This window comes from Pseudanabaena minima str. Chao 2107 (assembly GCF_051131155.1).
Classification (GTDB): Bacteria; Cyanobacteriota; Cyanobacteriia; order Pseudanabaenales; family Pseudanabaenaceae; genus Pseudanabaena; species Pseudanabaena minima.
This window is the reverse complement of the sequence record NZ_CP159508.1, coordinates 4,374,774-4,400,877: the sequence shown is the minus strand read 5'-3', so window position 1 is coordinate 4,400,877 and position 26,104 is coordinate 4,374,774. Positions and strand designations below refer to the sequence as shown.

25 protein-coding genes and 1 pseudogene are annotated in these 26,104 nt (G+C 40.7%); 6 read left to right on the top strand and 20 right to left on the bottom strand.

Annotation, left to right across the window (positions count from 1 at the left end; all coding sequences use genetic code 11):
• The 6 genes from ABM313_RS19950 to ABM313_RS19925 form a co-directional block, all read right to left on the bottom strand.
• A complete protein-coding gene (locus ABM313_RS19950) occupies positions 1–2,769 on the bottom strand; it encodes a methyl-accepting chemotaxis protein (RefSeq protein ID WP_434684906.1) in 2,769 nt (922 codons plus the stop codon).
• An 83-nt stretch (positions 2,770–2,852) separates the two neighbouring features.
• On the bottom strand, positions 2,853–3,356 hold the full coding sequence (locus ABM313_RS19945; RefSeq protein ID WP_434684905.1) for a chemotaxis protein CheW: 504 nt from the start codon (positions 3,354–3,356) through the stop codon (positions 2,853–2,855).
• Between the two features lie 54 nt (positions 3,357–3,410).
• Positions 3,411–3,776 carry a response regulator transcription factor gene (locus tag ABM313_RS19940; protein ID WP_434684904.1) on the bottom strand — a complete coding sequence of 122 codons (366 nt, stop codon included), beginning with the start codon at positions 3,774–3,776 and terminating at the stop codon, positions 3,411–3,413.
• 66 nt (positions 3,777–3,842) lie between these two features.
• Positions 3,843–5,069, bottom strand: coding sequence for a response regulator (locus ABM313_RS19935; RefSeq protein WP_434684903.1), 1,227 nt, complete (start codon positions 5,067–5,069; stop codon positions 3,843–3,845).
• A gap of 518 nt (positions 5,070–5,587) precedes the next feature.
• Positions 5,588–9,055 (bottom strand): response regulator, encoded by a 3,468-nt coding sequence (locus ABM313_RS19930; protein ID WP_434684902.1) that lies wholly within the window; start codon positions 9,053–9,055, stop codon positions 5,588–5,590.
• A gap of 66 nt (positions 9,056–9,121) precedes the next feature.
• On the bottom strand, positions 9,122–12,391 hold the full coding sequence (locus ABM313_RS19925) for a methyl-accepting chemotaxis protein (RefSeq protein WP_434684901.1): 3,270 nt from the start codon (positions 12,389–12,391) through the stop codon (positions 9,122–9,124).
• Positions 12,392–13,009: 618 nt separating this feature from the next.
• Here ABM313_RS19925 and ABM313_RS19920 point away from each other — a divergent pair.
• A complete protein-coding gene (locus ABM313_RS19920) occupies positions 13,010–14,068 on the top strand; it encodes a 1,9-bis(guanidino)-5-aza-nonane synthase (protein ID WP_434684900.1) in 1,059 nt (352 codons plus the stop codon).
• 150 nt (positions 14,069–14,218) lie between these two features.
• Positions 14,219–15,505 carry an exonuclease subunit SbcD gene (gene sbcD / locus ABM313_RS19915; protein WP_434684899.1) on the top strand — a complete coding sequence of 429 codons (1,287 nt, stop codon included), beginning with the start codon at positions 14,219–14,221 and terminating at the stop codon, positions 15,503–15,505.
• Here the strand turns inward: sbcD and ABM313_RS19910 are convergent.
• From ABM313_RS19910 to ABM313_RS19880, 7 genes are all read right to left on the bottom strand, one after another.
• Positions 15,467–16,144 (bottom strand): TatD family hydrolase, encoded by a 678-nt coding sequence (locus ABM313_RS19910; RefSeq protein WP_434684898.1) that lies wholly within the window; start codon positions 16,142–16,144, stop codon positions 15,467–15,469. The genes sbcD and ABM313_RS19910 overlap by 39 nt on opposite strands.
• Positions 16,131–16,847 carry a Uma2 family endonuclease gene (locus tag ABM313_RS19905; protein WP_434684897.1) on the bottom strand — a complete coding sequence of 239 codons (717 nt, stop codon included), beginning with the start codon at positions 16,845–16,847 and terminating at the stop codon, positions 16,131–16,133. Before ABM313_RS19905 ends, ABM313_RS19910 begins: the two co-directional genes overlap by 14 nt.
• Before the next feature lie 97 nt (positions 16,848–16,944).
• Entirely contained in the window at positions 16,945–18,006 is a 1,062-nt protein-coding gene (lpxD, locus tag ABM313_RS19900; protein ID WP_434684896.1) for a UDP-3-O-(3-hydroxymyristoyl)glucosamine N-acyltransferase, read from the bottom strand.
• A 224-nt stretch (positions 18,007–18,230) separates the two neighbouring features.
• Entirely contained in the window at positions 18,231–18,683 is a 453-nt protein-coding gene (locus ABM313_RS19895; RefSeq protein ID WP_434684894.1) for an HNH endonuclease, read from the bottom strand.
• Between the two features lie 7 nt (positions 18,684–18,690).
• Entirely contained in the window at positions 18,691–18,930 is a 240-nt protein-coding gene (locus ABM313_RS19890) for a hypothetical protein (RefSeq protein ID WP_126385619.1), read from the bottom strand.
• A 102-nt stretch (positions 18,931–19,032) separates the two neighbouring features.
• Positions 19,033–19,383, bottom strand: coding sequence for an HNH endonuclease signature motif containing protein (locus ABM313_RS19885; RefSeq protein ID WP_434688535.1), 351 nt, complete (start codon positions 19,381–19,383; stop codon positions 19,033–19,035).
• A 71-nt stretch (positions 19,384–19,454) separates the two neighbouring features.
• Positions 19,455–19,802 (bottom strand): hypothetical protein, encoded by a 348-nt coding sequence (locus ABM313_RS19880; RefSeq protein WP_434684893.1) that lies wholly within the window; start codon positions 19,800–19,802, stop codon positions 19,455–19,457.
• A 10-nt stretch (positions 19,803–19,812) separates the two neighbouring features.
• Between ABM313_RS19880 and ABM313_RS19875 the strand changes: the two genes are divergently transcribed.
• Both ABM313_RS19875 and ABM313_RS19870 read left to right on the top strand, forming a co-directional pair.
• Positions 19,813–19,974: a hypothetical protein gene (locus ABM313_RS19875; protein ID WP_434684892.1), complete on the top strand. Its 162-nt coding sequence runs from the start codon at positions 19,813–19,815 to the stop codon at positions 19,972–19,974.
• Between the two features lie 15 nt (positions 19,975–19,989).
• Positions 19,990–20,295: a helix-turn-helix domain-containing protein gene (locus tag ABM313_RS19870; protein ID WP_434684891.1), complete on the top strand. Its 306-nt coding sequence runs from the start codon at positions 19,990–19,992 to the stop codon at positions 20,293–20,295.
• 5 nt (positions 20,296–20,300) lie between these two features.
• Here the strand turns inward: ABM313_RS19870 and ABM313_RS19865 are convergent.
• The 3 genes and pseudogenes from ABM313_RS19865 to ABM313_RS19855 all read right to left on the bottom strand — a co-directional run bounded on the left by ABM313_RS19865 (position 20,301) and on the right by ABM313_RS19855 (position 22,043).
• Positions 20,301–20,674: pseudogene (locus ABM313_RS19865) on the bottom strand (type II toxin-antitoxin system RelE/ParE family toxin).
• The gene (locus ABM313_RS19860) at positions 20,671–21,180 is read right to left on the bottom strand and encodes a DUF2726 domain-containing protein (protein WP_434684890.1); all 510 of its coding nucleotides are present in this window, start codon (positions 21,178–21,180) and stop codon (positions 20,671–20,673) included. Before ABM313_RS19860 ends, ABM313_RS19865 begins: the two are co-directional and overlap by 4 nt.
• 74 nt (positions 21,181–21,254) lie before the next feature.
• Positions 21,255–22,043, bottom strand: coding sequence for a hypothetical protein (locus ABM313_RS19855; protein ID WP_434684889.1), 789 nt, complete (start codon positions 22,041–22,043; stop codon positions 21,255–21,257).
• A 285-nt stretch (positions 22,044–22,328) separates the two neighbouring features.
• On the opposite strand from ABM313_RS19855, the gene ABM313_RS19850 reads away from it, so the two are divergent.
• Complete coding sequence (locus ABM313_RS19850) at positions 22,329–22,937, top strand: hypothetical protein (protein WP_434684888.1); 609 nt, start codon at positions 22,329–22,331, stop codon at positions 22,935–22,937.
• Positions 22,938–22,961: 24 nt separating this feature from the next.
• On the opposite strand, the gene ABM313_RS19845 is transcribed toward ABM313_RS19850, so the two are convergent.
• Together ABM313_RS19845 and ABM313_RS19840 are read right to left on the bottom strand one after the other, a co-directional pair.
• Positions 22,962–23,264, bottom strand: a complete 303-nt coding sequence (locus tag ABM313_RS19845; RefSeq protein ID WP_434684887.1) for a HigA family addiction module antitoxin — start codon at positions 23,262–23,264, stop codon at positions 22,962–22,964.
• 71 nt (positions 23,265–23,335) lie between these two features.
• Positions 23,336–23,557, bottom strand: coding sequence for a type II toxin-antitoxin system RelE/ParE family toxin (locus ABM313_RS19840; protein WP_434684886.1), 222 nt, complete (start codon positions 23,555–23,557; stop codon positions 23,336–23,338).
• Positions 23,558–23,709: 152 nt separating this feature from the next.
• On the opposite strand from ABM313_RS19840, the gene ABM313_RS19835 reads away from it, so the two are divergent.
• Positions 23,710–24,210, top strand: a complete 501-nt coding sequence (locus tag ABM313_RS19835) for a hypothetical protein (RefSeq protein WP_434684885.1) — start codon at positions 23,710–23,712, stop codon at positions 24,208–24,210.
• Here the strand turns inward: ABM313_RS19835 and ABM313_RS19830 are convergent, their stop codons facing one another.
• Positions 24,211–24,705 carry a DUF427 domain-containing protein gene (locus tag ABM313_RS19830; RefSeq protein WP_434684884.1) on the bottom strand — a complete coding sequence of 165 codons (495 nt, stop codon included), beginning with the start codon at positions 24,703–24,705 and terminating at the stop codon, positions 24,211–24,213. It lies immediately after the preceding gene.
• Between the two features lie 60 nt (positions 24,706–24,765).
• Complete coding sequence (gene ovoA / locus ABM313_RS19825; protein ID WP_434684883.1) at positions 24,766–26,094, bottom strand: 5-histidylcysteine sulfoxide synthase; 1,329 nt, start codon at positions 26,092–26,094, stop codon at positions 24,766–24,768.
• Between the last annotated feature and the right edge of the window lie 10 nt (positions 26,095–26,104).

Genomic DNA, 26,104 nt, shown 5'->3' with positions numbered 1-26,104 from the left:
TTACGCAGATTTTTCTAGACGGAACTGACGCACGGATGTCTGTAGCTCATCAACAACACCCACCAGTACTTGAAGTGAAGCAACTACCGTCTGCGTATCTGTTGCTGTGGATTGAGCGATCGCATTGGCATTTTCCATAATACCATTCACCTTCTGGGAGACCTGCGTTTGCGAAATCGTACTACTGGAAATTTTCTGCAAATAGTTATCGATGGTCTGGCTCAGTTCTGCTAAGTCCTTAAGGGTATCCTTAGTTTCTTCAACCGACTGTGTACCTGCAACTACTTCCGATGTCCCTACTTCCATCGCTTTTAAAACTTCTGTAGTCTCATGCTGAATGTTAGTAACCAGCAATTGAATTTCTCTGGTTGCCTCAGTAACTCGGTCAGCTAAACGACGAACCTCATCAGCAACTACACGAAATCCCTGTCCATTTTCACCAGCCCTCGCGGCTTCAATCGAGGCATTGAAGGCAAGTAAGTTGGTCTTTTCGGAAATGCTAGAAATAATCGATACAATCTGCGAAACCTCTTGCGATGACTCTGCTAGTTGCTTCATCTTTTTCGCGGTAGCGGCAACTGTAGAGCGAATGGCTTTAATACTAACAACAGTGCGATCCATTTTTGCATCCCCTTCACGGGCGGCGATCGCCGCTTGTCTGGCTACATTTGCCGCATCTTGAGCAGATTGAGCCACCTGAGCGATCGATTGGGTATTTTGTTCTACAGCTTCTAGTGCTTGAGCAATCCCGTCAGACTGTGCTAAGGATGCACTGGAAAATTTCTGCACCGAGTTTTCACTTTCCTTTGCCAAAGATTCCGCGTGGATTGCTGTAGATTTGACTTCTTCTACCAGTTTCCGTAATTTGCGAATCGTAGCGTTAAACGCATCGGCGATCGATCCCACCACGCCATCAGTTACCTTTGCTTCAGCAGTTAAATCACCTTTTTGTGCGCCTTCAATTTCTAAGAGCAAATTAATAACTTCTCTTTGAAGTAATTCTTTCTCTTTGCGTTGAAGTTCTGCTTCTTGTTCTTTAAGTAGTGACTGTTGGGCTAGGGTCTGCTCAGACATCTCGATGCTATCTGCCATACTGTTAAATGATTGGGTCAATTCCCCGATTTCATCATTGGCAAATATCTCTGCCCGCACCTTGCGATCGCCCGATGTAAATCGCTTGGCGATCGGGGTAAGCGCCTGTACAGGCTTGGCAACAACCCGGTCTAAAAATCTTGCCAACAAAATATCCAAGAGAATGACGATCGCTGCCGAAATACTCAGAGAAATCCAAGTGTTTTTCAGCAAATCATTCATTTCAGTTTCAGGTGTACCACGGACTAAAATACCGACAGGCTCATTACTGTATATTGGTGAACTTCCTGTGTCTGTTTCGACAATTCGATTGGGAACTGCTCTAGCCGCCATTGTGTAGTAGGTGTTGCCGACTAGAACCCGACCCGTCACTGTTTGTCCATTGCCCACAGAGATAGCTCGTTTAAGTAACTCATCCGCCGCATCACCTGACATCGGCAGGTTTAGATTACTCGTCTCAGAGTTAAGTTGTTCGACAGAAGTAGCGATCGCAAATTCTCCTGAAGGTTTGCGATAATACACAGCGCTATAACCACCTAATCCCTTTTTGCCTGTTGGCTGGGTTGAGGCTAGAGCTTTGACGGTATTCTCTACAATTGGTGCTTTTTGATTGACAATATCTCCTGAAATCAGGACACCAATAATTTTCTGGGTAGCAGGATCTTTAACGGCGGTGGCTGTATAGCGAATCAGCGCATCCGTCGGCGTAAATCCATTCGGTAAGGGAGGTGCTTCCTTTTGCAGATCATCAGCGCTGACAATTGCAGTCGCTTTGATTTGATTGGGATCTTTAAGAATATCGCTGACTAGATTATTGGGATCAAAATCTTGCCCTGCGCGATCGCTATTGGCACTAACAATCACCTTGGCATCAACCCCCACTAGAGTTGCATATTCAATCTTTCTTGCCTTGATCTCATTCTCCAGAATCTTTTTCACCTGTTCTTTTAATGGTGCTGGCATCGGCTGCTTACTGGCATAAGTACTTGCAGCACTAATTACCGCAGCATTATCTGATTGCCCTCGAAAGCCAAATCCCATCTGGTTAATTTTGATGTTGTAGTTAATCTCCATAACCGATACTTCTGACTGCGCCTGTTTGAATAACTGATCCTGCAAAGAGCGTCCAATCAAGAATGCACCAAAACCAACTAACGACAAAGAAAGGAATTCAGAAACGAGTAGAGCAGTAAACTGCTTCCGTCCAACGGGTAAATCATAAAACCAACTTAGGGAAGATGATTTTGTTTTCGATTCAGCCTTTGACGATTTGGTAACCTTTTTAGCTTTTGGGACATCTTTGCGTAGAGGTGATACTTGAGCTGCTGATGACGACGATGCAACTTGTGAATTAGCCTGTGAATTTTTTAGCGAAGCGATCGCTAGCGATCGCTTCTCATGCTCTTCATTAGTTGATATTAAATCTGCACCACTTTGCCCTTCACCCATAGCTTCGATCGCCTTACTCGCGATCGCGGCATACGTACCATCCTGATCCTGCTCAATAATTCGTTGATAAATCTCTCTAGCTCCTGTTAGATCTCCCTGACTCTCTAAGTCATAGGCTGACAGAATCTGAGCCATCGGATCACTTGCCTGCGGTGAATTACCATTAGCATGTCCATTACCATTAGCAGACATAACCGTTGAAGCTAAAGTATCGTTATTTGGTGTCATAGAAGTTATTAGAAATTATTAGAAGTTATCAGACAAATTAAATTTAGGTGAATGACGCAATGCGTCATTCACCTAAAAAATCCCTATGCAGTTGAAATACCAACTAATTTAGCGCTCTCTTCACGCTCCCCCACATCAGGATTTAAAATCCGAAACACCTCATTAATATTGACGATTCCATAGGTATTGCCATCAATCTTTGCTAACCCTAACAATAAAGATTTAGAACGTAGTGGTAACTTATCTGGCACAGGAAAAAGCTTTTGCGTATCAAGGCTAATAATTTCCTCAAGCCCCATCACTACACATGCAAGGCGACGAGTTTCTCCATCTGGCATAACCAGACGTAGGGCGATCGCTTTCATTGTTTTTGCCAAAGGCATTGGCTGAATACCAAAGAACTTCTCCAAGTGCAGAACCCATAACAAACTACCTCGTTGATTAGTAATACCCAACAAACAGGGATGAACTCCTGGGATAGGACTAATATCTTGAGCTTGCAACTGGATAACCTCATCAACATAATCTACTGATATAGCAATCCGCAGTAATGATGAAACCCTAAGTCGGCAATATTCTTGAATCATAGAATTATTCTTAAGCAACTGACCAAAACGATTTAACAAATCAATCAGCAATTGCTAATTAACATGCTGATAAACTGTGTCTAGCAATTGCTTAGGAGCAAAGGGCTTTGTCAAATAAGCATTCCCTCCCTGTCTCAAAGCCCAAAACTTATCGAATTCTTGATCCTTAGAAGTACAAAAGATAATAGGAATCTGCTTCAGTTCATCCTGATTGCGAATGGTGCGACATAAATCTAAACCACTTTGACCTGGCATAATCACATCTAAAACAATCAAATTTGGTGGGGTATGATTTGATAGCCATTGCCAAGCATCTTCAGCATTTCCTTGCAAAATAACATCAAAGCCAGAACGTAATAGCAAGCTGGAAATAAGTTGTTGTTCTGCATGTCCATCTTCGACAACAAGTACTGTTTTCATAAAGTCTTCAATGATTTTTGGGCTTAATTTAGTGTTGTTAATTAACTTTGTGAATTCACTAAGTTACTATAAACGGCTCGAAGAACCACCAATCGTGACATCAATATCACCAATAAGTTGATTGCTTAGATATTTATTGTTCTGGAGTAGTCTCTGAACTTTAGTAACTAGTTTGTCGGCATTTACTGGTTTAGTAATATAGTCATTTGCCCCCGCAAGCTGCGCCCTCATCCGATCAATGATCCCATCCCTACCTGTAAACATAACAATTGGGACATTTCGCATATGTCGTGATTGGCGCAACATGGTACAAAGTTCATAGCCATCAATTTCTGGCATAGTAATGTCCATTAAAATCAGTGCAGGTTTTTGACGAACTAATGAAGTCAGACAACTAGTTGGATCGGTGATTCCCAAAATCTGAAATCCAAACATTTCCAACACCATTTTGACCTGACGCTGGACTGTATGGCTATCATCAATACAGGCTATCAATGGACCAGTGGGAGCCTGAAAAGCGATCGCCGCACCAGTTGATGAGGGAAAAACCTCCAAAGTCTTATTAGCAATCAATGGACTCAACCAAGCTGATAACACATGAGGTTCGTTGCCAATCTGGTGACAAATTTCGTAGATGCTTAGTTTCTGCTCTAAGATATCCAACCAAACTGTTAAGCTGATATTTTGTAAGCTGATATTTGGAGATGAACCATTTTCTCCTTGAGCGTTTAAGGTAGCCTTATTAGCATTTTCCCAAAAATTACTAAAGTTTTTGACTTTACTGCGATCGAGATAGATTCGCGAAAATGGAGAGGAAATGTGGGTATGGAGTTTTTGCCAAAAGCGCACATGACTAACAATCGGCTTAATTAAATCCGATAATGGTGCAGCAATTAGTACGGGTTTAATACAAACATTAGATTCAAATTTCACATAGGCTTTAGTATGCGAAATGGCATGGATTAGTGCTTCTCTAGATAAACTTAGAAGCAATCGACGAAAATCAGTAAGGGAAAGGTTATGTTCCAGTTGCCATTCATAGAGACTCTCATATTCTGATTTGTCTTCACTAAGTCTTGGTAATGGCAGATCTGGTTGTATTTGTTGCCAGAGTAACCCAAAGCGTTCAGGGCTAGAACCAATGGTTGTGGCAAAATATAATCGAGAGCCACCTATATACAACTGCCAACCAATTGAGTCATCTTGCGGGATAGATATCGATAGACATCCTGTTAGCTCTCTTTGAGCAATAACCTGCAATAACTTATAGGGATTGTTGAGACTACCTTGCATGAAATTGGAGTACTAAATTTAACTGAATTACCAGTCTGAACTAACAGTTCCATATAAATGGAATCTGAATCCCCCAGTATAAATACTTAGAATATATGTCTCGAACTATAAATTTTAGTCATTTATTATAATTACCATAATTAAAATGAGCGGAACTATGTTGTAGTTTACACTACATATACTAGTCCCTATTATCAACACTTCATACCAAAATCCAAAATCGCTACATCATTTTGGATTTTTATGTTCTAAGGGTTCTGCAATTCAATCAAGAGCCGTATTTTTGATTACACAGCGAAGTTGCGCCATCAAAAATCTGACTCTCTATTTTACTGCAAAACCGTGAAACCATACTTAAAAAAAGTGGCAGCGCGAAGCGCCGCCACTTTTTTTATAGCTGTCGCCAAGTGTATTAGTACATAAAACCCAAGAAGAGAATTGCGGTGCGAAGCACCGCAATTCTCTTCTTGGGTTTTGGTTTTGTCATAACACGAGTAGCGATAGCTATAGTAGAACAACTATCCTGAAATAAGTTGATGTAATTTTTTAACTAGTTCTTGTTCTCGATACGGCTTACTGAAGTAGGCATTTGCACCAAGATCTAGTGCCAGCTTCTGATCATTTTCGTTGTTCTTGGTGGTAAGTACAATGATGGGTAAATTTTGAAAATCAGCATCAGTACGAATATTCGATAAAAGCTTAAATCCATCCATGTGAGGCATTTCCAAATCGGTGATCACTACGTCAACATTTAATCCCATCCCCAAACAGTCTTTGAGAAAAGCGATCGCCTCTTTGCCATCTTGAACTTGCTCAGTCAAAAATCCAGACTTGGTAAGTGTCATCGCTAGATAACGTCGCACATTGGCTGAAGAGTCAACAATTAATATTCTTGGTTGATGCGATCGCCTGACCTGATGGCTCACTAGCTCACTGGTAAATAGTCCCGAACTTTCTAGGTTTTCAGTCTCAGGCGATCGCTCTAAACTACTCTCAGAAACTGTTCCTAACGGATTAACAAGAAGTGGCTCTGACACAGAATCTCCTGCATTAAAAAAGTCAGAGAGGCTGCTCAGATTATCCATACTTGATTGAGTTGGTTGAGATTCTAAAACATTCTCTCCATAAGCATGTAGAAATTGATTGACTAATTCCGCAGGGTTTAACAAAGCAACAGCCTGATTACTACCCAAAATCACTGTACCTAGAAAAATTTGCGGCAGGATGATGTCTCCTTCAATTTGATGGAACGTTGCCTCTTGATCATGCCAGCAACCATCAGTTTGTAACGCAAATAGGTGATTCTCGTAACTAATTACTAAAAATGAAGGAACAGCATGAGCTGGTTTGTGGCTTTCAGCTGAATTAATTGATTGTGGAGAGCGGTTTGATTGGGGCGATGCTTGACTCAAACTATGCCGACAATTGAGTTTTAACAAAGAATTTAGCCGCACAATCGGGAGTACACGATCTCGCCATTGGAAAGTCTCAGGTTGCTCAAAATCATGATCATTGTGATCGCACGGAACCACTTCCAATATAATTTTGCTGGGAATTGCTAAGCACATTTGATTGATATCAATCAGTAGCACCCGAATTAAAGAGAGTATATTTGGTAAAACCAATGTAAATTGAGTGCCTTTACCTCTCTGGGACTGCACCGCAATAGTACCACCCAACTCTCGCAACTTCTTTTTCACATCGCATAGTCTAGTTCCTGTCTCTGTATATGAATTACTACGCACAAGATTAAAGCTAGGCTCAAAAATCAACCCCATTAACTGTTCATCACTCATATCCATAGTTGAGAAACCCGACATCCCTGCGATCGCTGCCGATTGTTCAACTTGATGGCGAATTTTTTCTATATTAATGCCACAACCATCATCACTAACCTTAATGATTGTGCTTTCATCGGTTTGAGTTACGATAAATTCAATCTTGCCTTGAGATGCTTTTCCCTGCTGTTGACGCACAAGAGGAGGTTCAATACCATGCTTAAAGGCATTCCGCAGTAGTAACTCAAGTGGCTCAGCGACGGTTTCGGAGATTAATCTCTCAACTTCAACCTCAGCGCCCTGCACAACCAACTCCACCTGCTTCCCATACTGGAGCGATAGATCTCGCAAAATACGAGGAAACTTTCTGACAAGACTAGAAATCGGATGTTTTAGGACTTGGCGCAGATTTTTTCTTAATTGATAGACATCCTGACTCATCGCATATGTTTGCTGTTCAGTGAGCGCAAGTACGCTGTTAATCTGCTCAACTGCATTTTGTAACCCAGCGATCGCTGTTTGAGGCTGACTGTCTGAGCTAGATACTAACAACTGCAAATGTTTTTGAGCATCCTCAGACAAGATTTTAATTTCACTTAAATAAATATCTAAACTACCCTTACGAACTAATAATTCTTCCGACAAATCCCCCAACATTTCTAAATGATTTAAAGGAAGTCTAATTGTTGCATCATTGACTTTTGTAGCAATTTGAACATCCAATTGACTATTATCAATAGAACTCACATCAGCATCCATTTCAGGTTTTACATCTAAGGACAAAGCCGAAAAATCTTCATAGGAAATTTCTTTGTCACCAAAATTCATCAGTGATAAGTCATTCCAAGCAGAATTAGCATCATCAGGATTATTCTGATAGATTGGTGATTCTTCAATAGCTGTGTCAATATCTGAAGCAGGAAAGTCTTCTTTGAGCATTTCAGCTAACATTAAGCTACTATCTAGCTCTGGCGGATGAGAACTAGTAGGCTCTTTAGGTTGGAGATTTGGCTCAGCATCTAGGCTAGATATGTCCAGATCTGTTGACTCAAAAAAGCTGCTGGCAGTCATGTCTTCCTCAATATCATCATTAGATAATTCAGATAAGTCAAAATCAGATAAAGCAAAGTCAGACAAGTCAAAAGCAGGCACTAGATCTTCATCGTCATTCGAGTTCGCATAAGACTCCATTGCTGTAAATTTAGCCCAAACATTATCTAGAGTATCTTCAGGCTCAAGGCTATCTTCTAACCCTCCCAGATCACCTACATTCACTTCATAATCATGCCAACTAACCCCTTGAATCTCCGTTTCATCGTCATTACTTGCATCATTTAGTTGCTGGGCAGACATTACTGAAAACATATCAGTAAACAGTTCTGGCACTGGTAATCTTTCTTCATTGCTAGTTTCATGAGAATCCTGCAAATTTTCAGTCAATCCATCTAACTCACTCGTACAAGAGTCACCCAACAGATTGGGGAATAAAATCGACAATTCGTCAGCAGAACTTCCTGAAGTATCTTGAAACAATTGATCAGGATCTAAATAATTATCTTCTTGGTCTTCTTGATCTATTTGAATCATTAGAAAACTATCGGAATTGTCTATATTGTTTGTTGGATTTATATATGCTTCTTCCTGATTAGGATCTAGATCAAAATCCAAATCAAACAGATGTAAAGCTTCTGGAGTGTCTTCTAAGTTAAAAGGTTCATTTTCCCTATTATGGAGTTGTAAACCATGAAGTTTTAAAATACTTTGCGAGCTAATTTCATTTTCTTCCGACTGTAGATGTTCATTGATTTGAGCAAATAAGTTACGCTGTAGTTCGAGCCAATCCCTAGCTAAATCTATACCTAAACAATATTCATTGATTATTTGATTAGACATATTGATTAATTCAATCATCAACTCTTTGGTAATCCAATCAATTTCAGCATGGCGATCGCGGAATTGGTTGATTAACAGTTCAAAGTTATAAATTATTTCCCCAAAAGACGAGCTGGGAATATAAAAATCAGCTTTAATAGCTGCATCTTGCAATAACTTAATTACAGAAATTAAGCCATCAATTTGTTGCTGGAATTTGGGTAGATTTACATCTAATTCTAAAATTTTATTTTTTAAATCATAGGTAAAAGCTTGAGCTTCCTTAGAAAAAATTGTCTTTGTTTGTGTCGCTATTTCAATCATAGGAAAGTCCATTACATCTATCTCTGACAAACTTCTATCTTCAAATCACCAATAATTACATCGCCCAAAGCATTGCTTCTAGCGAGTTTTGAAATGAGATAAGGATTGCTGGAGTTCTCCAGAATAACCTCTTGTAGCTTTGATAAACTTGGATACTTCTGAAGAAGAAGCCAGTGTTCTTTTAGCCATATGTGAAATATCATTCATTAAGTTGGCAACCCCCTCAGAGGTCTGAGCTTGTGAAGTTGTTGCCTCAGCGATCGCCACCATTAATCCATCAATTTGTTGTGAGATTTGGGCAATTTGTTGCAGGCTATCCTTAGCAGTAATCGCCAAGTCATTACTTTCTGAGAGTTGAGTACTACCAGAGTCAACCACTGCCATCACAGCGTTAGTCTCATTTTGAATACTACTGAGCAGGCTTTCCACTTCTTTAGTCGCAGCCACTGAACGAGCAGCTAGTTCTCCTACCTCTTCGGCAACTAATACAAATCCATTATTAGTATCATTTGATCGAGATGCCTCCAGAGTCGCATTGATGGCAAGAAAGTTAGTTTTAATTGCTATTTCATTAATTGAAGAAATCGCTTTAGAAATTTTTTGGGACACCACACCCAGATGCTTGACCTTCTTAGCCGTTGTGGAGATTGTATTTTGCAATTCTCCAACCTTGGACATCACAGCATCAATAGACCGATCGCTCTCAGATAATTTTTCTGATACGAGTTGTGATGATTTCACCACTTGCTGACTATTATTAACAATTTTCGTTGCTGATAGCTTAGACATCTGCATTGTGGTTAGCGATCGCGTCACGGTATCGACCTGTCTTTGAGAGACACTAGCAAGATTCATGATCGCCTGTTCATTTTGACCAAGGGAGAAATTCACTTGATTTGCCGAGGATTTAACTTGACCAACAATATTTTGCAATCCACGAATGACATCATCAAAAAATATGGCAACATTCGCTAAACTACCATCAACAGAATGAGTAGAAACAGTAAGATCACCATCAGCTAAAGCTTGGATGTCTTTGAGCATCTGCGCCAAATGATGCTGAAGATCTTCCTTTTGTTGGCGATAGCTCTCAACTTCAGCATGGCGTTGTACCATCTCCGCCCGTACTTTTTTACCTAAATACAAGATGTTCTCATCGGACAAATCAGTATCTTTAACTTCACGTTTCTCTTCTCTCGCAAGTTTTGCCAAGACTTTAAACAACTTCACTACCTGTAGCTGTAAGTCTTGCTTTTCTTGTTCTTGCTTTTGCATCATCGTCTGGAATTGTTCTGACATTTTGTTAATGCTTAAGGAAATGTCTGAAAGCTCATCATTTCCTTCCACACTCAAAGCTCCAAAACTCACATCAGTATTTCCTTGTCTAAGATCACGTAAAGCAGCCCGAATATCCTTAAGTCTAGTACTAATGCTTCTTGACAAAGCATAGGCGATCGCTGCTACTAGCAGAGGTGTAGCCGCAATACCAATACCAATCACCAACAGTAAATTTTGATTACCTGCGATTGCCTTAGTCTTATCTACTGCCGTTAATACATCCCAAGTCAGATTGTCATAGGTCTGCATAGCAGGCACAGGCGCATAGGCAAGTAGTTGCCCATTGCGATCGCTCTTGACAGTATCTTGGACACCTGAGGACTGTGCAGTTCGCAGATCAGGTAGCATTGCAAAATTTATTAACGCATCTTCGCCCACTGTGACAGGTTGGGAACTTGCAATATATTTGTTAGTGCTATCAACTATATAAAAACTTCTATTCTCATTACCATCGTTACGTCCACTAGCTAAATCATTTACCAATTTTTTTACAGGAATCTCCACCTGCAAAATCATGTTGACTTTTTGGGAAACAGAACTCTTGATTGACCTAGCTGCATAAAAATTAACCCCATCTTTCCCTGACACGGGATTACTAAACAAGACATTATCCACAGAACTTACTTTACTGAGGATATTAGGATTAAGAGTTTGGAGAGTTTTCGATTTGCTTGACTGAGCGATTAACTCTCCACTAGTGCTAAACAATGCAATGCTGGTGTAATCAGGATAAGCTTGACCATAGAGATTTAACCGATTAGTCAATTGCTGCTTATATTGACGTTGCTGAGCAATTGGCATTGCGGCAAGAGGGTTGGTTACTTTCGGATCTGCGGACTTTAGCAAAGTATTCTGTCCGACTTCAGTCGAAACCAATAATTTTTGCAACACATCCACACCATTAGTCTGCTGATTTAAAAAATTTCTGGTCGCATTTGCTAAGGCGATCGCTTCCAATTGCTGTGCTTGCTTAACCTTGTTTAATAACAACCCATCCCCCACTTGGTAAGCTGCTACACCCAAGATGATTGCAGGAACAGTCGCGACTAAAGCACCCCATAAAGTAATTTTTTGACTAACACTAGAGAATCTAAACATGTCCTCCAAAGCGATCGCCGAAGCAGAATTTCTTTTTCCACTAACCCTACTATGCTCATCAGTATTTTGAGAATCCATCCCCCAACCCAAAAACACTGATTCTACGGGCGGAAATTCGACTTTTTGTTTATTCTGTTGACTTACTTCCTGAATATTAGAGATCGTCTCATTCAAAATTGATAATGAAACCTTATCCGTTATATCTTCTTCTGGATTTTTATCTCTAACCATTATATTTTCTACATCTCCAACCATCAGAGTCTGCTCGTCTAGCATCTGCTGCTCTTGAAAAACTGTTGGTTGTTCCTCATCTTGCTGACTCTTAAATAGAGCAGCGACCGCAGGTGGAGGTGGAATTACCCCATTACCGTTAACCTGAGTTTTACCAGAAACTTTTGGTTTACTTGGAGAGGGCGCTAGTATGGTCAGGTCACTCGCTGACGAATCATCATGGTCGATAATGTAGGAAATACTACCATCGCCAAATGTGTTTTTTAATTTTGCGCCAAGACTAGCAGTCTCTAACTGCAAAGCCCTATAGTTATCTTCCTGAGCCTTATCGGCATAACTAGTTTCTTTAATCTTGGGACTATTATTGAGACTACTAAGGGAATCTATATCTTTTTTTAAGTTACCATTTTGAGAAATACTAGCTAACTTATTTTGGATTTGAGCAAGCGAAGTGCTTGCAAGATCAAGCAAGTCTGGATCATCCGTGAGAGTCAACACTTGTTGGTATTGCACCTTAGCATACTCAATCTTACCTGCCTTACGGAAGGTTGCGCCTAACCAAATATGCAGTTTGGGATTGCGAGGATCATCGTACAACAATTCCGAGAACTGCTGCATCGCCTCTTCATACCGACCCTCTGCATAGGAGTGTAGAGCCGCCTGATACTGCGCTGTCATCATGATCGCCCCTGTATGAAAATACGTCTTTGTTTCAAGAAGGAGGCTTTAAATCTCTACAAGTCTCCTGATACATAATTAAACGCATTTATATGTAAATTCTCTAGCGCCATTTTGCTTGTGTTTACTCAAAAAAGTGCTATCATAAATAAGGATTTGTTGCACTTAGCTAAATAGAAATTGAAAAAACTGGTTTTATTGCTTGGATGTGATTGGCTCCTCAACCTAAAGTTGGGTGAAAGACGCGAGTCTGATCCTACTCTTTCTTGGGATGATGCCTGTGAAGGACCTAGTATGTTCCGATCGACCTTCTAACTATCAGGGTTGTAACCACTGTTAACAACCTAGGTCGATCGCTTCTCACCATGGAGAAGATTAAGTATTTTCAAAACTGAATAAGCGGTTAAAAACCTCTGGCTAATAGAGATTTTTGGCGTGTGATGTTTCAAATCAGCAATATCTATCTTTTGAATGATAGTTACTGTCGATCATGAAATATGTGTCATCGCGGAAAAACTTCCTAGATCATTGGTGTGCGATTTTGCTTGTTCTGTTATTGAATTCTGATCAAATTTTTCTTGCATACATTTACAACACATAACATCTAGGACAAACAGAATCATGAAACGCGAACTACTTAAGCAGACTGTTGAACACATTGACATCAAAGCCTTTGATGTGGTCGGATTGGTTGACGCAATGGCAAATACCGCTTTTCAAGGTAGAAACCTTGGACGTGCGGCTCATATCTACGATGATATGATCAAGGACAAAGATTGCGCGATCATCCTGTGTTTGGCAGGTTCTTTATTTAGTGCAGGACTTAAAGGAGTTGTCTACGATCTTATCGCCAACAACATGGTAGACATGATTGTCTCTACAGGCGCAAACATCGTTGATCAAGACTTCTTTGAAGCCCTCGGATTTCGCCACTACGTCGGTGACACTTTTGCTGATGACACAGTACTCCGTGAAAATGCGATCGATCGCATCTATGACACCTACATCGACGAAGACGAATTGCGCGTTTGCGACATGACGATCGCGGAAATTGCCAACTCTCTTCCTCCTCGCCCTTACTCTTCTCGCGAGTTCATCCATGAAATGGGTGCATACCTCGATAAGAATGCTAAAAACCGTCACTCTGTCGTTTTGGCAGCTTACGAGCATCAAGTTCCCATCTTCGTTCCTGCTTTCAGCGATTGTTCCGCAGGTTTTGGCTTAGTCCATCATCAGTGGTTCTCTCCTGAAGAGCATGTCAGCATTGACTCTGTACGTGACTTCCGCGAGTTGACTCAGTGCAAGTTGGCAAGCCCTCACACTGGTCTATTTATGATCGGTGGTGGTGTTCCTAAGAACTTCGCTCAAGATACTGTGGTTGCGGCTGAGTTGCTTGGTTTCGAGGCAGCAATGCACAAGTATGCAGTTCAAATCACTGTTGCTGACGAACGCGATGGTGCTCTATCTGGTTCGACTTTGAAGGAAGCACATTCTTGGGGCAAGGTGGATATTGTCCAAGAGCAAATGGTTTACTCCGAAGCTACTGTAGCGCTGCCCTTGATTGCAGGATATGTCTACGGCAAGAAGAACTGGTGCGATCGCGCTCCTCGTCACCTTGCTCAAGTATTCAACAAGCCATCTGTTGCTTTCAGTCAAATTCCTACACCTGTAGGCGTGTAGTAACATAAAGGAAGGGGCGATTTGCGCCCCCCTTTTCCTTTTAGAACGTAAAACCCCAGAGAGAGTTGTGGCACAAAGCGCCGCATCTTTCTCTGGGGTTTTAGTTTTGTCATAACATTGATGGTTATAACTATAAGCACAATAAATATAGTGACTATTAAAGTTCTCCATCTCTCAGATATTCATCTTGGTAGTACTACCCATGGCAAAGTCAATCCGCAAACAGGATTGAATACTCGTCTAGAAGATTTTGTGTCAGCGTTGACAATCTGTATAGATCGCGCCATTAACGAGCCAGCCGATATCGTTCTATTTGGTGGCGATGCCTTCCCTGATGCTACGCCGCCGCCACTTGTGCAGCAAGCCTTTGCCAAGCAATTTCGTCGCCTTGCAGATGCTGGTATTCCCACGGTGTTATTAGTCGGAAATCACGATCAACATTCGCAGGGTGTGGGCGGTGCAAGTCTAGCGATTTATCGTAGTTTGGCTGTGCCGAACTTCACCGTAGGCGACACGATCGCCACCCATCGGATTTCCACAGATGCAGGGGATATTCAGATTATTACTTTGCCTTGGATTACGCGATCAACTTTGTTGACTAAATCTGAGACAGAAGGCTTCTCGATGACTGAAGTAAGTCAATTCCTGATCGATCGCTTGCAAGTTGTCATCGAAGGCGAAATCCGTCAGCTTGATCCCAAGTTACCCACAATTCTACTGGCGCATGTGATGGTGGATACAGCTACCTATGGCGCGGAGAGGTTTTTAGCGGCGGGTAAAGGTTTCACAATTCCATTATCAATGTTAACCCGTGAGGCGTTTGACTATGTAGCGCTCGGACATGTGCATCGTCATCAGATTTTGGCGACACAACCGCTTGTGGTTTATCCAGGAAGTATTGAGCGAGTAGATTTTGGTGAAGAGAATGAATCAAAAGGTTATTGCTGGCTAGAAGTAGAGAAAGGGAATGTAAAGTTTGAGTTTTGTGCAATTCCGACTCGTGCATTTCGGACAATGGAAGTAGATGTAACCCAATCAGCAGATCCACAAGGGAAGTTGTTGAAAGCGATCGCCAAAGGGAAAATCGATCATGCGATCGCCAGACTTATCTACAAAGTCAAAGCTGAGCAGTTAGCCCAGATCGACGATCGCCTGTTACATGAAGCAATGGCGATCGCCCATAATTACTCGCTGATTCCTGAAGTAGTTAGCCAAAATCCGCGCACACGATTACCTGAGCTAAGTACAGCTGAGGCTCTCGATCCGATGACTGCACTTAAGACCTATCTCAGCACACGCGAAGATCTCAAAAACCTAGAACCTGAAATGTTAACTGCGGCTCAAGAATTACTCAGTGAGATTGGCTTAGGAATGGATGGACTTGATTCTATTGAAGATTCAGCCCAGCCTAGTCAATTGACGATAAGTTTCAACTAATTGTGTTTGCAGCGTTTCCAGTGAAATATGGCGCAGGCTAGCGGCGCGATCGTAAATTTGCTCAATGCTAATATCATTGCGATCATCAGTTTCTAAAAGGAATCTACCTTGCCGTATGGTAGCGATCGCCTGAGTCACAGGAGTGCGATCGCTTAAAATGGCTGCTCCAAAAGAGAAATAGAAATCATGTTTGAGCAATTGTTGAAATACTTCTTCTTTCTTATTAAATCCATGAATAATCCAAGGTATCGAAGATTTAGTGCTTTTCTTTAACGCAATTAATTCCGCAAATGCTTTGACACAATGAATTACAAGAGGTTTCTGTAACTCATCAGCAAGTTCGATATGTCTTTTAAAAATAGAAATTTGTGTTTCTAAAGGCAAATCAATATTTCGATCTAATCCACATTCTCCAATCGCTACCACCTGTGACAATTTTGCTAAATCTACAAGATTTGCCCATGAGACTTCCCACGTCTCTGGTTGTACAAACCAAGGATGCAAGCCAAGACTGCAAGGATTCGGTAAGGATTCAGCTTGCAATTCTGGAGTAACGTGCAGAGTTTGCAGATTGATGAGATCGGTCGCTTGGCGATCGCTATGTGTATGGAAGTCAATAAATATTTTAAAATTCGTCATCTGGATCGATACCCAAAGCACGTAAACGCTCTGCAAGGCGATCAGCACGTTTACGTTCCTGTTCAGCGCGTTGCTGTTCCTGCCAAACTTGAATCTTTGATTGCTGTAATTGTTGATCTAACTCTATGGTCGATAAAAATGGTTGTCCATCGGGACGAAATAACTTTAATTCTTGCCCTGCTACCCAATCAAAGCGGATTCCTAACAGTGGACTCACCCAGTTGCTCATTGAGACAATTGGAGTTAGGCGATCGCCTTGCCTCTGCCAGCCTTCTAAGGTTAAATCATCAGGATCGTAAATGTAATATTCCTGAATGCCATAGGTTTCATAAAATGTAAACTTCTCATCTAGAGCATCAATACCGCGACTATCTTTATTGCTGGGTGACAAAATCTCAAAAGCAACCTGTGGAGGAATATTATCCTCTAGCCATTGCTTGTAAGAACCTCGCCTACCTTTAGGTCTGCCAAATGCAACCATCACATCTGGAGCCATACGTCTTAGGGTATAGCGTACAGGATACCAAGCCAAGTCTCCTGCCACAAATACATTTGGATCGTTAGCATACATAATCTCTAGATTTTCTTTGATGATAACAATCCAGCGAAACTGCTCGGTATTGTCAGACATAGGATTACCGTCACTATCTGGATAGTCGATCTCTGGGGCGATCGCTTCCTGTGTTAATGGTTGCAGAGTCATGGATTTGCCCTCGCATAGACCTGTGCGTGATTGATATATTCTATAGCCAAACCTAAAAGAGAGTTGCGCCGCAACTCTCTTTTAGGTTTGGCTACTGCTATTCAGCAGTCTTTGCTTCTAGTTCCGCAATTCTCTTTTCTAGTTTGCGAACTGTATGTAGTAAATCTGGAAGTTGACGCTCCGAAATGACGATGCGCTTCCAGTCTTTTTCAGGAACAACGGGATAACCCATCATCGTTACACCTGCGGGAACATCACTGGGAATACCTGACTTTGCGCCAATAATTGCACCATCACCAATGTGGATATGATTAGCTGCACCAACTTGTCCTGCCATGACCACATGATGACCGAGGGTGACACCACCTGCTAAGCCCACCTGTGAGGCGAGAACGGAATGCGCTCCCACTTCCACCCCATGACCAATCTGCACAAAGTTATCCAATTTTGCACCCTTATGAATAATCGTTACACCGACAGCAGGACGGTCAACGGCGCAAGAACAGCCCAGTTCGACATTATCTTCGATAATCACATGACCGATTTGAGGGACTTTGTACCAAGTGCCATTAGGCGATATCTCGAAGCCAAAGCCATCGCCGCCTAAAACTGTGCTGGGATGGAACAGACAATTTGCGCCGATTTGGGTACGATCGCCAATTACACAATTGGCATGAATAGTTGTATTAGCACCAATCTCGACATCGTTGTAAATGGTGACATGGGGATAAATCGTGACGTTATCGCCAATTTTGACGCGATCGCTAATGACGACATAGGGTGCGATCGCCACATTTGTACCTAACTGCACGCCTTCTCCCAAAATTGCGGTGGGATGAATACCCTGTGGCGGTGTCGGTGGTTGATAAAACTTTTCTAGAACCTTGGCAAAGAGAATGCGGGGATGGGCGGTACGGATACAGGGCAAAGGTGACGGAGTTTTTAGATCCAGAATTACACCACTAGCTTGGGTATCCTTTAGACGAGCAACAAATTTTGCAGAAGACACAAAGGTAATTTCTCCAGATTGCGCCTTATCGATCGCGGCGACTCCTGTAATGATGGGATCGTCACCATCAGATTCAAATCGACAATCGGGGAGAGCGGCGACAAACTCGGCAGCGAGTTCGGAGAGTTTGAAAGAAATTGTTTGTGTCATGGATCTGATGTCATATCAAGAATGCGCGATTACCATAATACTTAATTGATTGTGCCAAAACACGTAGTGTTTATGATGTAATTAAACTTGAGATGGATCATCCCTAACCTTAACCACATAGAGATCGCCTGAAATATCCATGCTTTCTCCACACAAGCGATCGCCTCCCAACACAACCAAAAACATCAAAGCTGTGATCGCTTTATTAACTTGATGACAAAAAGCTAGAAAGATTGCCTTGAATCAGTTGATGGAGGATGCCAACCGACTTTTACCCATGCTTGTCTGGCTCTCATAATTTCCCCTTCACCACGAACTTCATCATTCAAATCTAGTCGATTTACAGTTGCTCTTCCTGTTTCAGTAATACCAATAATTTTACATCCATCGTTACTCCAGATAAAATGCTCTTTCCATACCTGATGACGAGGATGAAATAGATTTACGGCGTTTAATGTTGCTGGATCTTTTCCTTGGGTAAAGTTGTAATGATGTGAGTTGCAGCACTGGCAAGCTAAGGCTAAGTTATCAAGGTCATCTGAACCTCCAATGGATCTCGGTTGAATGTGATCTATCTCAAACCTTGAAGGACTAATTTCTTCTGAAGAATGACAATATTCACACAAAAAATTGGCTCTTTGTCTTATTTGGAGTCTTATTGCTACAGGGATTGCCATGTAAAATTTAGGATTCGCTAATAATTTTGGCATTAAGCAAAGTAAAAATTTGATCTAGTTCTAAAATGCCTGCCAACTCTGCTTTTTCTCTGTCATTTAGTCCAATTCCTTTAAGCCGTTCATTCAATTCATCTAAGCGACTTTGTAATTCTTCGGAGAACTTAAACAAATAGCGATCGCGAACTTTTGCAGTAATAATTCCTGTAGATATCCATGAAGAGGGCTTTACCATTGTTTGAGTCATCATTTGCTTAGCTCCCTTTTCTTGCTAGTCTCAATTATAAGCGATCGCCTCAATCATCCCTACTTTCACCACACAAGCGATCGCCTCCCAACACAACCAACAACATCATCGTTGCATCAGTATTTTTGCTTGAGCCAGCATCTGCCGATATGGTAAGCAAGCTGATCGATTTATCTTCAGTAGCTGTATTGTCACTTGCCCAATTGCAGTCAATGGATAAATTACACCACTAGATTCTTCGATTTGAAAATTCTCTTGCCATTGGTCTTGTCTGGGATGGTAAAGTCTAATAACTTCGCCTGTTTCTGCATCAATAGACGCAATATCACTGCCCTTAGCTTGATTACACAGTGAACAAGATAAAGCTAGATTTTCTTCTATAGTTTTACCTCCATGCTTTTCAGCAATTACATGATCTACTTGATGGGGAACTAAGGTTAAGCTTTCAGGAATCAGACAATATTCACAACAGTTTTGGGCGCGATCGCTGACTAGTTTTCTAATTTTAGCGGAGATCTAACTCTTACTCATTGACTCGGCTGGAGCTTAATCAGGGCTTGAGTTTTGGCAAGGCGCACTAGATGTTCGATAAATTCATAATGTTGCCATAGTAGGCGATCGCTTTCGTTAAAACCTTGAGTACGATTTTTTTCTAATAGATTATCAATTTCTTGCTGTGCGTCTGGTGCAAGGCGTAAATTTAAGACTTCTTGAGGGGATGGAAGTTTGGCTAAGAAATGCAATATTTCCGTCAATCCAGAAAAGCCGTTATTGGGATTAGCGTTTATTTCTCGCAACCCTAGAGCTAATATTTGCGGAAGGTTATCTTGTACAGTAGCGGCGATATCGTCTGGTATGTCTAGGGTGATTTGCATAGTTAAGTAAGTGATTGCTAATGTTAGCTTCTGGTGTTCATTTTATCAGATAGCCCCTAAGCTCAATCAAACAGCGATCGCCTCAATCATCAATGCTTCTAACACACAAGCGATCGCCTCCTATTTGCTACTTAAATATTACTATGCTAGTATGCCAAATAAGGTATATTAACATATTAAAAAATAAATGACCCAGAATCAAATTTCTGAAGTTATTCAAGGTGGGACGAATGTATTTGAAGATTTGGGCTTTGCGCCTGAAGAGGCTCTTAATCTCAAAATTCGGGCTGACTTGATATTGAATATTAAGCGTTTCATTCAGTCTCAAGGATGGACGCAAAAGCAAGCTGCTTTGTTTTTTGGTGAAACTCAACCTCGGATTAGCGATTTAATCAATGGTGATATTGAGAGGTTTAGCATTGATAAGTTGGTGATGATGTTGGTGCGTGCAGGGATGGATGTGAGGTTTGAGGTAAATGTGAAAGCAGCTTGATAATTTCATTTATCAATGTTTGCTTTGTCAGATTGTCGATATTGCAACATTTGCTGATAACGCTTTTGTCCGATTTCTATATCTGATTTTGAAGTCTTCTGAGTTTTCTTTTGGAAAGCATGGAGAACATAAACGGCTTCTGCAAATCTGGCAACATAGAATATTCTATAAGCATCTTCAGTCCGAATACGAATTTCTTCAACACCTAAACCAACGGTCGGCATGGGTTTGAAGTCAGAAGGTGAATCGCCACTCTGAATCGCTCTTAGTTGGAAACCTGCTTTTTTACGAACTGCATCAGGAAAATACGAACTGCATCAGGAAAATTTGTTAGGTCTTTTAGGGATGAGCCGATCCAACGAATTGCTTTATCAGTCATACCCTTTGACTCTCATGATTTTCTTCCATCACTGACAGCAAAAATTCACGCAATTTATCACGTCCTAAGCCTCGATAAACATTCACTTCACAGCAAATATTTTGAGGTTGCTCGGCTTTGGCAAAGCGAACAATTCCTTTAGAGGGTTCGTCGGCATAGATTAATGGAAGTTCGGCTTTTCTGAGAATTGCTGCTTTTTTGCGATCTGCTTCTTGGCGATCGGGTAAGTCATGATAAGGGCTTTGGCGTTCTATCGCGATTACAGGTAAAGAAAACATAGCTTCATGGCGACAAATCAAAATATCGAGAGAGCTACAACTCTTGATAAATCTCTGTAATTCATGATGTAGACTTGCTTCTAGTCCATTTTTTTGAACTATCCGCGCAAGGGAAACTTCAGGAAATAAACGATATTGAGTTTTATCTTGTAAAACTCCTTCAATCAATTCCATTAAACAAATTTGTCCCTGATGAAGAAACGATTTTCCTTCTTGAACTTGGCTCATGTACATAGTAGATTCTCCATGTGTGTCATCGCTAAAATTGTTAACTAAAAATCAAAATCATCATTGGCTTTTGGTTAAAATCGATCAATATTAAATTGTTTAAATACATTCTCAGGTTTTTCTCCGTTTGAGCGAAGGAAAATTTCAACATTAAGCTTTAGTTCAGATAGAAAGCTTGTAAGGTGCGAAAGATCAACAATTGAGATTCTATCAGTTGAGGGGAATCGTTGATCTTTAGTCAAATTAAAGCAAATATTCTGTTCACTCATATCCTTAAGTAATGGAAGACCTTCAAAATCGTCAGGCATCTCAAATGCGAATGAACTTTCAGTCGCATATAAATTCTCTTCCAAAATGGATAGACGAGAATCTTGATTTCCCATTACTTCAGTTATCCTCCCAACGAAATCAGGCTTTTCTGATACTGGGATATAAAAAATTTGGTAAATTTGTTCAGGTTCGCAATCATATCTATCATCCCACTCATTCCAAAAAAATTTAACTTGATGACCATTCCATATTTTTTCATGAATAGACAAGACAAGTTCTGATTGTTGTTGTACAACGTACATAGCAACTTTTGGACGCTTAGAATCAGTTTTAGGAATGATTGTTGCGTACTGTTTACGATAACGAACTTCGTATAAATCCTTTAAACCAAGTTCATCTAATATCGCAATTACCGTCTCAATAGTTGGTATGCCAGAAGAATTAACTCCTGTATTTGTTGTTGAAGATAACTCTTTCTGATGAAGTAAATCGCTTATCCCCAATAAAGACTGGAGTTGCTTGATATCCCAAGCGATCTTTTGAGTACCATCGTCAAGCGTTAGTAGCTCAACATTTAAGGGTTGCCTGTTCACGATTCTCATATACCCAAACACGCTAATTTGACTGCTTGGATTTATCCTAACACACAAATTTGGCTTTTTGGGTAATTTTAGCGGAAAGTTTTTGAGTTAGCAAAAAATCACTACACCCGTTGAGATATAAGAATTATAAGCCCTTACCTAAAAATAGATGGTTAAACGAATATTTTCCGATCACATGCATTACAGACTTGTGATCGTTATCATTACAGCTTGTTTCAGTACGTTAAACTAAAGATTAGTAGCGCGATCACTCTAGTAGCGTGAGGATTAATACCGATGTCATACAGCGAATTTAAAACGATCGCACAAGTACAAGAAAAATTTGGCTTGATAGTGAAAGAGTCAGAAAATTTATTTGTGGATATTCAGCCTTTGACAATAAGTGATTATCTGCAACAAACCCTCAAACGCAATCTCTCCATTGCCAACGCTATCAGTACTGAAAAAGCTAGATCTGAATTGCTAATTGCTCCCATACTCTTAGAAATTCGTCAAATTTTCCATGAACAAGTCGGCTTTTTCTCTGGGACAGAATTTAACGTTGATGTAGAAGCTGGCTTAAATGGCTTTTGTGACTTTCTTTTGACAGCCTCCAGTGAAATCTATGAAATCTCTTGTCCAGTGATTACCCTTGTCGAAGCGAAAAATGAAAATATTAAAGGAGGATTAGGTCAATGTATTGCCGAAATGGTTGCCGCTCAAAGATTTAATGCCCAGTATGATCAAAAGTTTCCTATTTATGGTGTAGTGACAACAGGAATGATATGGAAATTTTTACGTCTTGAAGAGAAGACACTTTGGATTGATCAAGAAGATTATTTTATTAAAGAAATTGGTAAATTACTGGGTATTTTATCTAGTCCATTCCAGTCCTACTTTTCATGAGGGAGCGGTAACTCGATATGCAATTTAATGCAAGACTGCTATCGGGACTATTTGACTCAAAATATCGCCTAGAGTCCTTTTTGCTTCCATCAACTCATATGCATAATGCAACCGCAAAAAATAACCATCCGACAACCCAAAATATCGACATAACCGCAAATCCACATCCGCAGTCATCGGAGCTTTACCTTGAATAATCTGCTGCATACTCAAATATGGCAACCGCAAACTATCAGCCAGACTATTTACACTAATATCTAACTCTTCCAAAAACTCATATTGCAAGATTTCGCCAACATGAGGATTACGCAGTAAAGTATCTTCCATTGCTTTTGCTCCTAATGATAATCAACAATCTCAACATCATAAGCATTTCCATTACGCCAAATAAAACAGAGTCACCATTGCTTAGTGATGCGAATACTGTATTGTCCAAGTCGATCGCCAACCAGTGCTTCTAGATGATTGGCAGGAGGTATGCGGAGATCTTCTAGATTAGCTGATACATCAAGTTGACGTAATTTGCGTAAAGCTCTTTCTTGTATATCTGATGGTAGCTTACGCGATCGCAAGCCTTGCCAAATCCTTTCGGTTTCTTTACAAGCAAAGGAGACAATCATTAAAGCTTAAATATTCATCTTTAAATTATTTTACTACCCTATTTCTTATTTACTTACGATTTAATGGGTTTAAAGTCATTATTAGCGATCGCTATTGAAATCAAAGTCAAGATAAAATCGAGAAAATCTATTAATGCGATTAACAAACAGCAATGGCTAAAAAATCTAAAGAATTTAGTGAACTTGTCCGCCAGCAAAAAAGGGAGAAAGCAAGCAATAGATCTTTTGAGAAATTTCAAAGATCTGTTAAACGCGATTTTGGTACAGATATACAGATGATGACAGGTCAAGATGGGATTGCCAAAATGTCTGATGTTTTGAAAGACTTCGTTAGCCCCTATGCTGATATCCCCCAGAATATGCAAGAAATTCGGCATCTAATAGAGACCGCAGTAACAGCTTGGGATTTAGCACTTATGCCAGAAGGCGAAAGGATAATAATGCTAGATAAAATCTTTGTCTCAATGATTAAAAAGGCGAAGAAGAGTATCGATAAAGAGGATATTGCGACTAGTAGGGCTTTGATTGAAGATTTGATTGATCGTAAACTCAAGTATTTTGCTGATAATCAGCGACGAGTGATAGATTTTCAGGTAGAAGACCTAGGGCAAGATGGATACCATCTCTCTGTAGCCTCTACAATGCCACAATAATCACCAGCCCCAAGTACCTACTTCACCTTTAAATGGCCCCACAATATCAGAAGTAATCCAGCCACCGTAGAAGTCACCCGCTTGAGGCGTGATTAACTCATCATTGACATAGCAGGCATCCATAAGACTGCCGTAGAAACTTATAGAGTCTTGAATATCTACGAAATTAGGAGTAGGGACAGAATATCGCCATGCAGCATTTTGGATATATTTATCAGCGATCGCCACATCATAATATTGGCTAATACCTTTCCATTCACACCTTGTCCGTCGCGAAGTCTCGATCAGATACTCCATTTTAATATCTTCCATAGGAATGTAATAGCAAGGCGGATGACTAGTTTCTAAAACTCGCTTAGCGCGATCGGTTTCTGCTAAAACAATGTCATTACAAATGATACGAATATGCTTAGTTGTACCCTCTAAGATTGCAGGACGGGGATAGTCCCATACAGACTCTTGACCTGCTTGTGGTTCAATTCTTTGTGGATGCATTGTAATTATCTCTCTCAAATATATTCTAATTATTCGTAGGGGCAATTCATGGATTACCCCTTATGAAGAGGCGATTCTAAATCCTGCGTGTTGATAGAAGTTGGGACGGAACCAGTTGCGGTAGTACTTCTCAGCTTCAGTTCCACTGGTAATCCATGAGCCGCCTGCCATCATATTGTGCTTCGTATCAAAATATGGTGCGGAATAGTTCTCATAGAGATAGTGAGGCTCATATCCTGCAAGTGGCGTTAAATGATCACTGAGCCATTCCCACACATTACCGCGCAAGTCGTATAGTCCGAAATCACTTTTGGCTTGAGGAAGATAGCCAACGGGATTTGGGGAAGCGAATTTTAAATTGAGATTGTAATTTTCAGATTGGCTATCTGCTGCTTGAGCAAGTTCTGAAGAACCGTAGGTTGCGAGATACCATTCAGCTTCACTCATCAGGCGCATATGATAGCCTTTCCAGCGACAATAGGCGATCGCCTCATAATGATTGACCTCTACAGGAAAGTCAAAGGGCATCGCGATTTCATCAAACATAGCGCGATATTTATAGCTGTCAGCATCAGGAACCCAAAACTTAGGGTGCTTGATATCGTGCTGAACTTTCCAAGCCCATGATTGCTCGTGCCAATAGTCTTGGTTTTCGTAGCCGCCATCTTTGACAAAATCGAGAAATTCGGCATTGGTAATTAGATATTTACTTGCTTGAAAAGTCACCACATTTACCGTGAGATCGCCATATTCAATATCCCAACCATAGATATTTGAATCTTGAGGTTTGCCTAGTCGCACTGTACCACCTGTGACTTCAATCATTTCATTTGCTGTGGTGTAGCCATTGGCGGGAGCATATTGCCAGCTTTCGGGACGTTGCAGTTGATCAACAGGCAACTGGCGAATCAACATTGATGATGTTTCGATGTGAATATATTGATGCTCGATCGCCATCATCAACGCCCAAAGTGGATGCGCTGAATTAATGGGCAAGGTAATATTCGTTAAGTTACTAATTAGCTCAGAAATTACATTGTAAACTTGGTCGCGATATTGCCAAACTGCTGTAACTTCTGCTTGCTGAAGATTATCAAAGATACTGGCGATTTCTTCAGGTTTTTCTGGATCGACTCCAATTTCAAAAAGGCTTTCAAAGTGAGCATTTAGGCGTTGCTCTAACAAGCCAACTCTGACTAATTTATTGATATAAAAGACTGCCGAATGTCCTAAATAAAAAATCAATAAATTACGTAAGGGATCGGGATTTGTATAAAAAGTTTCAGGATTAACCAAACTTTTCATTAAGCTATCTTCGATGTGCCAAGCTCTTTGAAAATAGGCAAGAATTTCTGGGCGATCGCAACGGTGGAGATTTGGTGGTTGCATACAATTAAAA

What these genes read in the sequence shown, in the direction of transcription:
- ABM313_RS19950 (WP_434684906.1), bottom strand. Translation starts at nt 2,769, where the DNA reads ATGACACCAAATAACGATACTTTAGCTTCAACGGTTATGTCTGCTAAT.
- ABM313_RS19945 (WP_434684905.1), bottom strand. Translation starts at nt 3,356, where the DNA reads ATGATTCAAGAATATTGCCGACTTAGGGTTTCATCATTACTGCGGATT.
- ABM313_RS19940 (WP_434684904.1), bottom strand. Translation starts at nt 3,776, where the DNA reads ATGAAAACAGTACTTGTTGTCGAAGATGGACATGCAGAACAACAACTT.
- ABM313_RS19935 (WP_434684903.1), bottom strand. Translation starts at nt 5,069, where the DNA reads ATGCAAGGTAGTCTCAACAATCCCTATAAGTTATTGCAGGTTATTGCT.
- ABM313_RS19930 (WP_434684902.1), bottom strand. Translation starts at nt 9,055, where the DNA reads ATGGACTTTCCTATGATTGAAATAGCGACACAAACAAAGACAATTTTT.
- ABM313_RS19925 (WP_434684901.1), bottom strand. Translation starts at nt 12,391, where the DNA reads ATGATGACAGCGCAGTATCAGGCGGCTCTACACTCCTATGCAGAGGGT.
- ABM313_RS19920 (WP_434684900.1), top strand. Translation starts at nt 13,010, where the DNA reads ATGAAACGCGAACTACTTAAGCAGACTGTTGAACACATTGACATCAAA.
- ABM313_RS19910 (WP_434684898.1), bottom strand. Translation starts at nt 16,144, where the DNA reads ATGACGAATTTTAAAATATTTATTGACTTCCATACACATAGCGATCGC.
- ABM313_RS19905 (WP_434684897.1), bottom strand. Translation starts at nt 16,847, where the DNA reads ATGACTCTGCAACCATTAACACAGGAAGCGATCGCCCCAGAGATCGAC.
- lpxD (WP_434684896.1), bottom strand. Translation starts at nt 18,006, where the DNA reads ATGACACAAACAATTTCTTTCAAACTCTCCGAACTCGCTGCCGAGTTT.
- ABM313_RS19895 (WP_434684894.1), bottom strand. Translation starts at nt 18,683, where the DNA reads ATGGCAATCCCTGTAGCAATAAGACTCCAAATAAGACAAAGAGCCAAT.
- ABM313_RS19890 (WP_126385619.1), bottom strand. Translation starts at nt 18,930, where the DNA reads ATGATGACTCAAACAATGGTAAAGCCCTCTTCATGGATATCTACAGGA.
- ABM313_RS19880 (WP_434684893.1), bottom strand. Translation starts at nt 19,802, where the DNA reads ATGCAAATCACCCTAGACATACCAGACGATATCGCCGCTACTGTACAA.
- ABM313_RS19870 (WP_434684891.1), top strand. Translation starts at nt 19,990, where the DNA reads ATGACCCAGAATCAAATTTCTGAAGTTATTCAAGGTGGGACGAATGTA.
- ABM313_RS19860 (WP_434684890.1), bottom strand. Translation starts at nt 21,180, where the DNA reads ATGAGCCAAGTTCAAGAAGGAAAATCGTTTCTTCATCAGGGACAAATT.
- ABM313_RS19850 (WP_434684888.1), top strand. Translation starts at nt 22,329, where the DNA reads ATGTCATACAGCGAATTTAAAACGATCGCACAAGTACAAGAAAAATTT.
- ABM313_RS19845 (WP_434684887.1), bottom strand. Translation starts at nt 23,264, where the DNA reads ATGGAAGATACTTTACTGCGTAATCCTCATGTTGGCGAAATCTTGCAA.
- ABM313_RS19840 (WP_434684886.1), bottom strand. Translation starts at nt 23,557, where the DNA reads ATGATTGTCTCCTTTGCTTGTAAAGAAACCGAAAGGATTTGGCAAGGC.
- ABM313_RS19835 (WP_434684885.1), top strand. Translation starts at nt 23,710, where the DNA reads ATGGCTAAAAAATCTAAAGAATTTAGTGAACTTGTCCGCCAGCAAAAA.
- ABM313_RS19830 (WP_434684884.1), bottom strand. Translation starts at nt 24,705, where the DNA reads ATGCATCCACAAAGAATTGAACCACAAGCAGGTCAAGAGTCTGTATGG.
- ovoA (WP_434684883.1), bottom strand. Translation starts at nt 26,094, where the DNA reads ATGCAACCACCAAATCTCCACCGTTGCGATCGCCCAGAAATTCTTGCC.